Consider the following 13,676-nt stretch of genomic DNA (forward strand, 5'->3'; position numbering starts at 1 on the left):
GGTACGTTCCTGAAAGTTTTTAACAAAAATGGGGCTTTGTCTGTTTTTTTGATAGCGTAAAAAAACTGAAATATTGACCTTGCGGTGTTGTTGGCACTTTTTACTTTTTTATTTAAATCAATTCCTTATGGATTTAAAACGGTATACACTCCTGAATATTTTTTACAAAATAACCGGCAAAATAAACCAATAAACAGCCTCCACTTGATGTGGGGCGGCTGTTTTTTATTGCTTGGCTATTCTATCATAACTTAAAGATTAAAAACTAAGGGGTGACGCAAAGTGCTTGACCAAGACAAAAACTATCCACCTCCGTGCCGTTGTTAAGTCGATGACAATAAGACGACCATTCATTAGCCTCACTGGTCCTATCAGGGGATATCATGCCGTTATTAAGGTTTACAGCGAACGGATGTTCATTAGGATAATCAAGACGACTATCGCCCGTCCAAGCAGATAAAAGCATGTAGCGCCCTAGATTTGATGGATTTATTCTGTAACGACTAAGCTCTCCCCACTCTCCTGTCATGCCTGACCCGATTCGACGTTGATAATGGAATTGATCGTCTGATATTGGTGTGGCACTAACAGCACCACGACACACTCTAGGCCCATCTATAGTATAACTACATTTTGCATTAGTTAAATCTTTTATATATGGCAGGCGATAACCTAAACTCTCACACCAAGCTTTCGCATTAGAATAAGTATAACGTTCTGGATTTTCCTTGTAATCGGTGTCATTACTAGATGGAGATTTATCTCCCTCACTTTCCTTAATCTCTTCTCCTCTTGAAGTTCCAGGTGGGTTTCTTATAACAAACCATTGCTTTAACACAAAACCATATCTGACCACCTCATAGCCATCACGATCTTTACCCACTAATTCAAATGTTTGGGGGTAGTTTGGGCACTTGAATTCCACCAGGATGGTCATTATTCCACTGAGATCTTGCTTGTGGCCCAGTTAGGGTAACGCGCGTTACAACTTCTGTACCATCAGGATAATTAGGGCCCCAATAAGAACTAGGAGGAGGAAGATGATTATCCTTAGGTATCCAATAATCGTTAGCCTTCTTTCTTGTTACTGTGGCGGTTATGCCCTCATGCGTGACTGGCTCCCAAGTCAATTCATCAGCATCTACGCCCTCTATTCGCAAATCAAAATACAAGCCATCCATACCTGTGGTTGGAAAGTTAAGGTCATATAATTCAGGATTTATTGATTGAACTAAAAAGCCCTTTTCATAATCCCATATATTAATAGGTCCAGCGATGCCACCCATGTCATTATTCCCCGACCCCATGCCGTAACCATTATAACCAAGATTTGGCCTAACATAGGTGATAGTTGCCTGTTTTGAAAGAAAAATAATTGCATCACTACGCTTATCCGTTTGATTAGTATTATTATTTGCTGCCTGCAATTGCCACGAATATGACAATAACGGCAGTGCCAGTAATACAATTTTTGAAAATGATTTTAGTGATAATTTAAGCGATAATATCGAGGATATAAGCGAGAAAAATCTAAAAACAGGCCTAATGGCGTTATTTGATAAGCTTAAGGCATAGGTTTGCCAGTGTTGGTGCTTAATAATATGGTGCTGCATTATACTTCCTTTGTAAAATAATATCTTGTTTTATTTATAATCATTTGATTGTAAAACGATTAATTTGTCCCATAAATTTTAATCTTTTGAAATCCACTTGACTAGCTTTTTTGAATTTTTTTAAATGTATAACATGTAGAAATTTATCACGTTATTTACAGTAATTTGATAAAATACTGTAATGGATATACATAAAAAACAAAATTAACGCCTTATCAGAGGCAAGAGATATGGCGCTTATATCATAAAGAAAAAATAACCGTCACTGATTTGGCAAAACACTTTATGAGTTTTTAGAAGATTATTTTAACCATGAAGTGTAAACAACTCGGTGTTTTCCTACATATAAGAAAATGAAATTATTCACACATCATGTTTAAAATAATTTGCTCAAAATACGTCAGATTTTTTTTAAATCGATTAACAATTTGTTTTTTTAATTGGGAAACGGTATAGACTCCTGAATATTTTTTACAAAAATAAGCTGTAAATAAAGTCAGCTTTATACTAAAACATATGGTTTTCTGAAATTTTTTGACAGTTTATTAGTTTATTGATGCACATGACAAAAATGTCAAAAAACGGTTGCACTTTTTTTTAAAACGAGTATTTTGTTAACATTAGTTTTTAAAAATAGCAAAAAGTTAGTTATATAACATTATGAAATTTTCACTCAAAATCGTCCTCATCAACATTATTGTCAGCGTGGTCATTATTCCAACGCGGGGGCGTTTTTTGAATTAAAAATATGTTCATACATAACTCAAAAACCCCCGCCCTCAAAAAGCGGGGGTTTTTTTATGAATCTTATTTTTTTATGAATAATAAATGGGCAAAATAAGTGAGGAATCAATGTTAGGAACACAGTGGATAGTAAAAACTTTAAAAGAAAAAGGCGTAACCACCGTTTTTGGATATCCTGGTGGACAAATTATGCCGCTATACGATGCGCTTTATGATGGTGGTATTGAGCATGTACTGTGTCGCCACGAACAAGGTGCAGCCATGGCAGCTATAGGCTATGCCCGAGCAACAGGCAAAACTGGCGTTTGCATTGCTACCTCGGGTCCGGGTGCAACCAACATTATTACGGGTCTTGCCGACGCCTTAATTGATTCAGTACCGATTGTTGCCATAACAGGACAAGTTCCCACAAAGCTTATTGGTACTGACGCCTTTCAAGAAGTTGATGTTTTAGGATTATCACTTGCTTGCACCAAACACAGTTACTTAATTAATGATGCTAAAGACTTACCCAATACCTTAGAGCAGGCCTTTGACCTAGCCAGTTCGGGCAGGCCGGGGCCAATATTAATTGATATCCCCAAAGATATACAGCTTGCAAACTTAGACTACCAACACTATTTATCGCCATCCTTAACCAAAACCGCTCAAAATAACACTCAATTATATTCAATTTTGCCTGACGATATAAATCAAGCCAAACAAATGATTAATCAAGCTAAAAAACCAATTCTTTACATTGGCGGTGGGGTTGGGCTTTCTGGCGCAATAGCAGAACTAAGGGAGTTCATGGCATTAACGAACATTCCAAGTGTATCAACCCTAAAAGGACTTGGCGTAGCCGATCTTAATAACCCTTATTATTTAGGATTAATTGGCATGCACGGCGCCAAAGCAGCTAATTTAGCGGTACAAGAGTGCGATCTATTAATTGCGTTAGGGGTGCGGTTTGATGACAGAGTAACGGGCAATCTTAACGAATTTGCACGACATGCTAAAGTGCTTCACGTTGATATAGACCAAGCCGAAATCAACAAATTACGCCAAAGCCATTTAGGATTGCAAGGAGACATAAAACACGTGTTACCTTTGCTAAACCAAACCATATCAATAAACACATGGCAGCAAAGGATTGATGAATTAAAAGCACAATATCCAACTCGCTATGATCACCCCGGTGAAGCTATTTATGCGCCAACTTTATTAAAAACTATCTCCGAGCGAAAATCAGCCAATACTATTGTCACTACCGATGTGGGACAACACCAAATGTGGACAGCACAACATATGCGCTTTAATCACCCTCAAAACTTTATTACATCAAGTGGGCTTGGCACAATGGGATTTGGTTTACCATCGGCCGTTGGCGCACAAATGGCAAGACCCAATGACTGTGTAATTTGTGTATCAGGTGATGGTTCTTTCATGATGAATGTCCAAGAATTGACCACTATAAAACGTAAGAAATTGCCAATCAAAATTGTATTAATTGATAATCAACGCTTAGGTATGGTTCGCCAATGGCAAGAGTTATTTTTTAACGAAAGATACAGCGAAACAAATTTATCAGATAACCCCGACTTTTTAATGCTAGCCAAAGCATTTGATATACCGGGGCAAACTATTAGCAAAAAATCACAGATAGACAGCGCGCTTGACAATATGTTCAATTCCAAAGGTGCTTACCTGTTACATGTATGCATAGATGAATTAGAAAACGTATGGCCACTAGTCCCCCCCGGAGCAGCAAACGAAAACATGCTAGATAGAAGTTGTAAGGAGTAAGCAATGAACGAACAAACACAATACCAATTAGTCATAAAAGCTTATGATAAGTTGGGCGCACTTGAGCGTATATTACGAGTTATCCGTCATCGGGGTGGACATATTAAATCAATGCAAATGCAAACAGTTGAAAACAGCATACTAATTATGACATTGATATTAACCACTGAAAGATCGTTTTCGACACTACAAAATCAAGTAGCAAAATTAGAAGATGTAATAGTAATTGAGTAATAATAATCTCAAACAACTTATTATTAAATAATAATTTAAATCAAAGATGGTAAACAATTTAACAGTTAAATAAACAAATAAGTGTAGTATAATGCTTGACCGTTAAAACAAAAATACCGAAAGCAAACTATATACTTAACAAATTGAAAAATAAAGAGGGAAACAAAATGAGTTCTACAGCAAAATCGGATTATATTTGGTTCAATGGCGAAATGGTTCCATGGGCAGATGCCAAAGTACATGTTATGTCGCACGCTTTACATTATGGAACGTCAGTATTTGAAGGTGTTCGTTGTTATGACACCCATCAAGGCCCTGCTATTTTTCGCCATAAAGAACACGCACAACGACTATTAAACTCAGCCAAAATTTACCGTTTCCCTGTACCTTATTCTCTTGATGAAATCATGGAAGCGACTCGCCAAACCATCAAAAAAAATAATTTAAAAAGTGCTTATATTCGTCCATTAGTCTTTATTGGTGATGTTGGTATGGGAGTAAACCCACCTGCTGGTTATAAAACCGATGTCATGATAGCGGCATTTCCATGGGGGGCTTATCTAGGCGAAGAAGCATTAGATCAAGGTATTGATGCTATGGTCTCATCTTGGCATCGTGTTGCTTCAAATACAATTCCTGCCGCAGCTAAAGCGGGCGGTAACTATTTATCATCATTATTAATTGGATCTGAAGCAAGAGCCAATGGCTTTCAAGAAGGTATTGCATTAGATGTGCATGGTCACCTATCAGAAGGCGCAGGCGAAAACCTATTTATCATAAAAGATAACATTTTATATACCCCTGTTCTATCGTCTTCCGCACTACCGGGTATTACCCGTGATGCAGTATTAACGCTAGCACGTGATATTGGTATTGAAGTGCGAGAACAAACACTATCACGTGAATCACTTTATTTAGCCGACGAAGTGTTTATGACTGGCACTGCAGCTGAAATTACACCCGTGCGTAGTGTTGACCGTATCCAAGTTGGTATTGGTCGTTGTGGTCCAATCACCAAACAAATCCAACAAACATTCTTTGGTTTATTTAATGGTAAAACTGAAGATAAATACGGTTGGTTAGATCTAGTTAAATAAAAAATAGAATCAAAAATCCGCCAATTCATTGGCGGATGACTTTTTAAATTGATGATTAATTTTAAAAAACTACAAACCGTTAACATGGTTACTTGCATAAAATTGGGAGCAGGAAATGCCTAAATATCGTTCAGCAACCTCGGTCGAGGGTAGAAACATGGCTGGAGCCCGCGCATTATGGCGTGCAACTGGCGTTAAAAATGAAGACTTTGGTAAACCCATCATTGCGGTGGTTAACTCATTCACACAATTTGTACCAGGACATGTCCACCTAAAAGACATTGGACAGCTAGTTGCCAAACAAATTGAAGCATCGGGTGGTATTGCCAAAGAATTTAATACAATCGCAGTTGATGATGGTATTGCCATGGGACATGGTGGAATGCTTTACTCTCTTCCATCAAGGGAACTCATTGCTGATTCTGTCGAGTATATGGTTAATGCACACTGTGCCGATGCCATGATCTGTATCTCTAACTGCGACAAAATCACGCCAGGAATGTTAATGGCTTCGCTTCGTTTAAATATCCCAACCATTTTTGTTTCGGGTGGACCGATGGAAGCAGGCAAAACCAAACTATCTGACCAAATCATTAAATTAGACTTAGTCGATGCCATGATCCAAAGTGCTAATCCAAATGTTAGCGATGAAGACAGTAAAGCCATTGAAGAATCGGCCTGCCCTACTTGTGGTTCTTGCTCAGGTATGTTTACCGCTAACTCCATGAACTGCTTAACCGAAGCATTAGGACTTTCGCTGCCGGGTAATGGTACACTTATTGCCACTCACAAACAACGTGAACAACTCTTTTTAAATGCTGCTAAACGCATTGTTGAAATCACCAAACGCTATTATGAACATGATGATGCATCTTACCTGCCTCGTTCAATTGCAACAAAAGCGGCATACGAAAATGCTATGTCATTAGACATTGCTATGGGGGGATCGACTAACACCGTATTACATTTGTTAGCCACCGCACAAGAGGGCGAAATCGACTTTACCATGTCAGATATAGATAAATTATCGCTTAAAGTTCCACATTTATGTAAAGTAGCGCCAAGTACAGCGCAATATCATATGGAAGATGTTCACCGAGCTGGTGGCGTTGTGTCGATTATGTCAGAACTGGATAAAGCAGGATTACTAAATCGCAATGTACACAACGTTCTAGGACTAACATTACAAGAAACTTTCACCAAATACGACATAACTCAAACTACCGACGAAGCAGTAAAAAAAATGTATCGTAGTGGACCTGCTGGCATTCGCACCACCAAAGCGTTTTCACAAGACTGTTATTGGGATTCACTTGACGATGACCGTGTAAATGGTTGTATTCGTGATAAAGCCCACGCCTATAGTCAAGACGGCGGACTTGCAACCCTTTATGGCAATGTGGCACTAGATGGCGCAATTGTTAAAACCGCAGGCGTTGCAGCTGAAAATCTCATATTCCGCGGTCCTGCCAAAGTATTTGAAAGCCAAGAAGATGCTGTTGATGCTATTTTAGGTGGCAAAGTGGTGGCAGGTGATGTGGTTGTCATAATTTACGAAGGACCGAAAGGTGGACCTGGTATGCAAGAAATGCTCTACCCAACTAGCTACCTAAAATCAATGGGACTTGGCAAGGCCTGTGCCCTTATTACTGATGGACGATTTTCTGGGGGATCATCGGGCTTATCAATCGGTCATATCTCGCCAGAAGCAGCAAGTGGTGGCATTATAGGGCTAGTTCGTGATGGCGATATAATCGATATTAATATTCCAAATCGACAACTAATATTAGAGGTTCCTGCTGATGAGCTTGAACGTCGACAAGTTGCAGAACTAGAGCGAGGTGATAAAGCCTTTACGCCTCACAATCGCGATCGCTATGTTTCTTATGCACTAAAGGCTTACGCCAGTTTAGCAACAAGTGCAGATAAAGGTGCCGTTCGTGATAAAAGCAAACTAGGAGGTTAATGTGAAACAACAAAAAACGCAATTCACAGGTGCCGATTACTTAAAAGCAACGCTTTGCAGTGCCGTCTATGACGTGGCCGAAGTCACTCCGCTTGAAAAGATGGAAAAAATTTCAACAAGATTAAACAATCAAATTTTTGTTAAGCGCGAAGATCGTCAACTCGTCCACAGTTTTAAAATTCGTGGTGCACAAGCCATGATAGCTAGCCTTAGCGAAGAAGAACGCAAATGCGGCGTTATTGCCGCATCAGCAGGTAACCATGCGCAAGGTGTCGCCTTTTCGGCGACTAAATTAGGCATCAGTTCTTTAATTGTTATGCCTCTAACAACCGCTGATATTAAAGTTGAAGCAGTAAAAAATTTTGGTGGTGAAGTATTACTTTATGGCGCCAACTTTGACGAAGCCAAAGCCAAAGCAATGGAGCTAGCTAAAGAACAAAATCGCATTTTTATTCCGCCATTCGATCATCCGCTAGTGATTGCAGGACAAGGCAGTATTGCTATGGAATTATTGCAACAAAATGCCAAACTCGACCGCATCTTTGTACCTGTTGGCGGTGGTGGGCTTGCCGCAGGCATTGCAGTGTTAATCAAACAAATCATGCCATCAATCAAAGTTATTGCGGTCGAACCTGCCGATGCTGCCTGCTTAAAAGCGGCACTTGATGCAAACAAACCTGTCGATTTAAGCCGTGTTGGGCTATTTGCTGAAGGCGTTGCTGTTAAACGAATTGGCGATGAAACATTCAGACTTTGCCAACAATATATTGATGATATTATTACCGTGAATAGCGACGAAATTTGCGCCGCAGTAAAAGACCTATTTGACGATGTGCGTGCCATTGCCGAACCCTCTGGTGCGGTTGCCTTAGCAGGGCTTAAAAAATACGTAGAAAAGCACAACATCAATGGCGAAAACCTTGCCCATATATTATCGGGAGCTAATTTAAATTTCCACAACTTACGCTATGTATCAGAACGTTGCGAACTTGGCGAAAAGCGTGAAGCACTGTTTGCTGTCACTATTCCCGAAAAGAAAGGTAGTTTTTTAAAATTCTGCCAGCTCCTTGGCGGACGCTCAGTGACCGAATTTAATTACCGCTATCATGACGAAAAGTCTGCTTACATCTTTGTTGGAATCAAAATAGCACAAAGCAACGAAAAAGATGACATCATGCAAGAGCTTACTGCTGCAGGTTACCCAGTTGTCGATCTAACCGAAGACGAAATGGCAAAACTACATGTACGCTACATGATTGGTGGCAAACCATGCAAACCACTACAAGAGCAAGTGTACAGCTTTGAATTCCCAGAATCACAAGGCGCTCTGCTTAAGTTCTTACAGACATTAGGCACTAATTGGAATATTTCAATGTTCCATTATCGTAGCCATGGCACCGATTATGGTCGTGTACTTGCTGCGTTTGAAATTAGCGAAAGTGATAGCCGTGAATTTGATCAACATTTGAAAGCTTTGGGTTATGGTTTTCATAATGAAACAAAAAATCCATCACTTAAATTGTTTTTAACAAATTAGAGTAAAAAATAGTAATCACTATCCACCTATAAGGTGGATAGGTTTAGTTAGGTAAATTAATTTTGAAAATTGATACTAAAATTATTTCTTATAAAATATCCAACTTAATCCCCAAACGGTATAGAATACTGAATTTTTTACAAAAATAATTAGGAAAACAGTAACTATGAAAATATTAATGTTATTTTTAATGATGTTATTTAGTTTGTTTTGTGCTAATTGTTCTTTAGCAGATCCTCAAACTTCATTATCTCAATATAAGTCTAGAGAGCATTTTGCCAGTTTTGATGACTTTTACCAAAGTTTACCTATACTGACCATACCATTTGATACCCATTCGCTGCCTAATGGTAAATTTGTCGATAGCAAATTTTTTCATTTTCAGAATGATGATTATCGATATTATGATAATCCGCTAGATAAAGAACGACGTTATTTTACATTAAAAAATCTTACCGCTATTGGCCGTTTTGAAATCGATAATATTCGATTTGTGCTTTATAGCCTGACTTTTGATAGTGAAGGCGAAGGAATTTTAGAGGATTTAAATGTATTAAATGCTTTTGATGAAAATGGAAAATATTTAGATGAGCTTATCTTATCTGCAAAAACAGGACATGAAGATCATTTGTTCTTTTATTCGTCTTTAGTGCTTAATAATCTATTTTATGTACATGTCAAAGCCGATTATGAACTCGGGTATTTTACTGATGTCAAAGATAATCATTATGACTATAAAAAGAATGTTAATTTAACTTATCAATTTAAAAATAATCAATTTTGGCGAGAAGAACATAAGCCTAATTGCCAAACCCTTGACCTTAAAGGTTATTTAAATGGCATCGATAAAAAGCAATTTGCTGACATTGCTGATGTTGTGGCTTTTAATGATTATATTGCTTGCTATCCAGTATCGGAAAACTTGAATACCTATAAAAAGATCGCCAGCCATATCAGAGATGCTCGTTACCATTTTTTAAGTAATGCTGAATACTACAAACTTGAAAACCAACTTAACATCATCTTAGAAGATTAGAAGTTATACTCCAAAACTATTTCTTCTATGATAGTAATAAAAACCTTGTTCGTGGCGTATTGTGTATACAATGACGCCACCAATGGATAACGCTAGGTTAATGCGCCAATTGAGCAATAATAAAAATATCTAGTACTATGGTAATTTAATATGATCAATATACCCTTTTACAATATTGATACTTTTTTCAAATAGCTGTTTTTCGCTTTCGGTAAAATCAAGCTCTATGATTTTTTTGATTCCATGTTGATCAACAATCGCCGGTACACCAATAGCAACGTTTTTATAGCCATATTCTCCGTTTAAAATGCAACTAAGCGCTAATGCTCGGTGGCTATTAGTGAATATGTGTTGGCAGATTTCGGTGATAGTACTGGCAATACCGTATTCGGTGCAGTGCTTACGGTTAGCTATTTCAAAGCCCATTTTTCGAGCTTGGGTGCCAATTTGTTCAAAATCGATTTTGTTTTTTTCTAAATCATTAAGATTAATTCCATAAACCGATGAATGCGACCAAACAGGGAATTGTGAATCACCATGCTCACCTACAATAAAGGCATCAATGCTTTGTGGACCAATATCCATTTTTTCACCCAGTAATCGACGTAATCGTACCGTATCAAGCCATACGCCAGTACCAATTACGCGGTGGCGTGGTAGTCCTGATAGTTGCCAAACTTGATAAGTAATCGCATCACAAGGGTTGGTGGCAATTAAGAAGATGCCTTTAAATCCGCTTTTCATCATGTTAGGCACAATACTTGCTATGATTTTAGATGTGCCAGCAAGCTCTTCGGCTCGGCTTTTTTGAGCTATGCCTGATGTAACGGTAATAATGGCAATGTCAATATCGGCGCAATCGGTCGATTCTCGCAAGCTAACTTTGACCATGTTTTGCCGATAGGCAGCCGCATCTAATAAATCTTGCGCATGTCCATAGGCTAATTCTTTATTAAGATCAACAAGTGCAATTTCTTCACAAATACCTCGGTTAACCAATGTATAAGCCGTTGTTGATCCCACATTACCCACGCCAATAATCATCACTTTTCTCAGTTTCATACTTATCCTCTCCCTATTTTATTTGAATTAAAAAGGAACCATTTGTTTCCCCTTATACTCTCGTTAATTAAAGATTCAAGTCAAAATGACTAATTAATGCTATTGTTAAAAGTCTACAAGGTAACAACTCTATTTAGATTAACTATTGAACGATTGTTGTTTTATTGTTAAACTGCCATCAATTATAGATAAAAGGAAATTATTAGATGAAAAATAAAATAATTCTAGGATTAACTCTAGCCACACCATTAGCAGTAAATGCACTTGAATTACAAGGAACTCAAACCTACACTGATGAAATTAATGTCCCTGTTACTCACGATTTAAATAAAGTTAATGGAGAAATCACATCAGGTATCCGTATATTTACTAACAGCAATACTGTTTTTGAAAAAAATGTCACTATCAATATCCAAAGAGAAGCGAATCGCATAGAAGATGGCGTAACAATTTCAGGGATAGATTCTTTTCCTTCAACTCGTTCTACATCTTCCACCATTTTTAATGGCGATCTTACAATTCATATGCAAGGACATGATTCTGATGCAATTTCTTTACTTGGAGATTCAACGGTCATCGTTAATGGAAAAACAACATTGAGCGTTAGCGATCGTGAATGGTCTGAGGCTATTTTTATCTCTGATGGAAATTTAACATTAAATGGCGAATCAGTTATTGATGGTAATATTCTTTCTATTGAAAATGGGGTGCTGAAAATTAATAATAAATCAATAATTAATGGCGATATCGATGCAAGTTTTGGTGGAACAATTATATTAGATTTAGCTTCTGGTTCCAAAATTGTAGGTCGAGTGTCAGGATTTGGCGATCCAGATGATCCTGATGAGGGTAATCCTGATACCACTGGAATTATAAAAATGAATCTTGCCAAAGGCGCTTCTTGGGAAATAACCGATGAAGATTCTTACCTTACCGAACTATCAGGGCAAGGTTCGATAAAATTTGTTAATGATAATTCTAATGGTAATTATGGAGAGTTAACCATTGAGAATTTAAAAGGTGAATCAAGTTTTGATTTACGTACCGACATTGCTGCTGAAAAAAGTGATAAAATTATTATTTCAAAATCAGCTGATGCAAACCGCCCTATATCAGCAGAAGGAACTCATACCCTAAATTTAACAAATAATGGAGCGTCTAATACCACAGGTAAAGAAAAATTGACGTTAGTTAAAATTGATGACAATGCAACAAGTACAGCAGAGTTTAAAATCAATCATGATGTTGAACTTGGTGGTTATCAATACTCCCTAAATAAAGAGGGTAAAGATTATGTATTAACTGCTAATCCTATTACTTCGTCGGCAATGGCTAGCGCCGGATTTCTTAACAGTAATTATTTAATGAGCTATGTTGAAACCCAAACGCTGCTAAAACGCCTTGGCGACATGCGAACAAGTGGGCAGTTTGGTGATGTTTGGTTACGCGGTTTTTCGGGTAAGTTAGATTCGTTTTCTGGTGGTAAATTAAGTAAATTTGATATGAGCTACCATGGTTTCCAATTTGGTGCAGATAAACAGCTATCTGAAGATTCACCTTTTGTAGTCGGTGCTTTTGTTGGACAGACTTATGGTGATCCAAATTATCATAAAGGTGATGGCTCTTTAAAATCATTTAATACCGGCCTTTACGCAACATATTTAAGCAATGATGGATTTTATGTTGATGGCATTGCTAAATATGCTCGCCAAAAAAATCGCTTCAAGGTTAAAGATACTTCCAATAATCACGTTCAAGGAACAGGTCATACCAATGGGCTTGGTTTATCTTTGGAGCTAGGTCAGAAATTTAAATTGAATGATTTTTATATTGAACCCCAATCTCAATTATCTTATAGCCATCAAAACGCTACATCAATTAATGCAACTAACGGGCTTAAAGTAAAATTAGGTAATTATAATTCGTTAATTGGTCGAGCATCTGCATTATTTGGATATGAAATCAATTCTGATAACAATAATATCAATATCTATGCTAAAACAGGAATTGTTAGAGAATTTAATGGTGATACTTACTATAAATTAAATACTAATAAAGAAAGCCATTCATTCAAAGGTAATTGGTGGAATAATGGAGTTGGTATCAGCGCACAGCTTAATCAACAACATAATATTTATTTGGATTTAGAAAGCTCACCAGGTAGTCGATTTGATTTATTACAAGCCAATGCTGGATATCGTTTTTCTTTCTAATTGCCAATAAAATTGGCTGCCCCATTGTCCTAAATGCCATAAATCCTATACGCTAAAAATAGGATTTATGGCAATTTTTTTCATGATTTTTTATGCTAACTATTAGTTAAATAGACGGAACTATCTACTATTTAATTTAGTTTTATATACAATGAATTAAGACTATCGTTATAACAGTATTAAAGCAATACTAAAGTAATAAGCAGTAAATTTTAGGAAATATTTGACTTTATTTGTTTAAATGATAATAATTCTCATTAATATTTGTTATTATTGTTTATCATAACGCTGTTTCAATATTATCACTAATTAAATAAGAAGTTATTTTCTTGATTGGTTAATTACTCTATTTTTTAATGACTATCACTGAATTTTATTATTTGATTATG

General features: G+C 37.1%; 10 protein-coding genes. 7 read left to right on the forward strand and 3 right to left on the reverse strand.

The genetic code is table 11. The annotated features are described in order from the left end of the window. Window positions 1–265 precede the first annotated feature (265 nt). Both GA0061080_RS00830 and GA0061080_RS00835 read right to left on the reverse strand, forming a co-directional pair. Window positions 266–925 carry a hypothetical protein gene (locus GA0061080_RS00830; RefSeq protein ID WP_141683066.1) on the reverse strand — a complete coding sequence of 220 codons (660 nt, stop codon included), beginning with the start codon at window positions 923–925 and terminating at the stop codon, window positions 266–268. After that, window positions 888–1,613, reverse strand: coding sequence for a hypothetical protein (locus GA0061080_RS00835; protein WP_091119431.1), 726 nt, complete (start codon window positions 1,611–1,613; stop codon window positions 888–890). Before GA0061080_RS00835 ends, GA0061080_RS00830 begins: the two co-directional genes overlap by 38 nt. Before the next feature lie 852 nt (window positions 1,614–2,465). On the opposite strand from GA0061080_RS00835, the gene ilvG reads away from it, so the two are divergent. From ilvG to GA0061080_RS00865, 6 genes are all read left to right on the forward strand, one after another. Further along, window positions 2,466–4,142 (forward strand): acetolactate synthase 2 catalytic subunit, encoded by a 1,677-nt coding sequence (ilvG, locus tag GA0061080_RS00840; protein ID WP_091119574.1) that lies wholly within the window; start codon window positions 2,466–2,468, stop codon window positions 4,140–4,142. 3 nt (window positions 4,143–4,145) lie between these two features. Then, a complete protein-coding gene (gene ilvM, locus GA0061080_RS00845) occupies window positions 4,146–4,376 on the forward strand; it encodes an acetolactate synthase 2 small subunit (protein ID WP_091119435.1) in 231 nt (76 codons plus the stop codon). 167 nt (window positions 4,377–4,543) lie between these two features. Further along, on the forward strand, window positions 4,544–5,473 hold the full coding sequence (locus GA0061080_RS00850) for a branched-chain amino acid transaminase (protein WP_091119438.1): 930 nt from the start codon (window positions 4,544–4,546) through the stop codon (window positions 5,471–5,473). Between the two features lie 115 nt (window positions 5,474–5,588). After that, a complete protein-coding gene (gene ilvD / locus GA0061080_RS00855) occupies window positions 5,589–7,439 on the forward strand; it encodes a dihydroxy-acid dehydratase (protein WP_091119441.1) in 1,851 nt (616 codons plus the stop codon). Window position 7,440: 1 nt separating this feature from the next. Continuing rightward, complete coding sequence (ilvA, locus tag GA0061080_RS00860; RefSeq protein WP_091119444.1) at window positions 7,441–8,976, forward strand: threonine ammonia-lyase, biosynthetic; 1,536 nt, start codon at window positions 7,441–7,443, stop codon at window positions 8,974–8,976. A gap of 166 nt (window positions 8,977–9,142) precedes the next feature. Next, on the forward strand, window positions 9,143–10,012 hold the full coding sequence (locus tag GA0061080_RS00865) for a hypothetical protein (protein WP_091119448.1): 870 nt from the start codon (window positions 9,143–9,145) through the stop codon (window positions 10,010–10,012). Between the two features lie 135 nt (window positions 10,013–10,147). Here GA0061080_RS00865 and GA0061080_RS00870 read toward each other — a convergent pair whose 3' ends face one another. Then, on the reverse strand, window positions 10,148–11,074 hold the full coding sequence (locus tag GA0061080_RS00870; RefSeq protein WP_091119452.1) for an L-lactate dehydrogenase: 927 nt from the start codon (window positions 11,072–11,074) through the stop codon (window positions 10,148–10,150). Between the two features lie 206 nt (window positions 11,075–11,280). On the opposite strand from GA0061080_RS00870, the gene GA0061080_RS00875 reads away from it, so the two are divergent. Further along, window positions 11,281–13,287, forward strand: coding sequence for an autotransporter outer membrane beta-barrel domain-containing protein (locus GA0061080_RS00875; RefSeq protein ID WP_091119456.1), 2,007 nt, complete (start codon window positions 11,281–11,283; stop codon window positions 13,285–13,287). The last annotated feature ends 389 nt before the right edge of the window (window positions 13,288–13,676 follow it).

Source organism: Gilliamella intestini (assembly GCF_900094935.1).
Taxonomy (GTDB): Bacteria; Pseudomonadota; Gammaproteobacteria; order Enterobacterales; family Orbaceae; genus Gilliamella; species Gilliamella intestini.

Excerpts from the sequence above, each read along its gene's own strand:
- GA0061080_RS00835 (WP_091119431.1), bottom strand. The coding sequence starts at position 1,613 with ATGCAGCACCATATTATTAAGCACCAACACTGGCAAACCTATGCCTTA.
- ilvG (WP_091119574.1), top strand. The coding sequence starts at position 2,466 with ATGTTAGGAACACAGTGGATAGTAAAAACTTTAAAAGAAAAAGGCGTA.
- ilvM (WP_091119435.1), top strand. The coding sequence starts at position 4,146 with ATGAACGAACAAACACAATACCAATTAGTCATAAAAGCTTATGATAAG.
- GA0061080_RS00850 (WP_091119438.1), top strand. The coding sequence starts at position 4,544 with ATGAGTTCTACAGCAAAATCGGATTATATTTGGTTCAATGGCGAAATG.
- ilvD (WP_091119441.1), top strand. The coding sequence starts at position 5,589 with ATGCCTAAATATCGTTCAGCAACCTCGGTCGAGGGTAGAAACATGGCT.
- GA0061080_RS00865 (WP_091119448.1), top strand. The coding sequence starts at position 9,143 with ATGAAAATATTAATGTTATTTTTAATGATGTTATTTAGTTTGTTTTGT.
- GA0061080_RS00870 (WP_091119452.1), bottom strand. The coding sequence starts at position 11,074 with ATGAAACTGAGAAAAGTGATGATTATTGGCGTGGGTAATGTGGGATCA.
- GA0061080_RS00875 (WP_091119456.1), top strand. The coding sequence starts at position 11,281 with ATGAAAAATAAAATAATTCTAGGATTAACTCTAGCCACACCATTAGCA.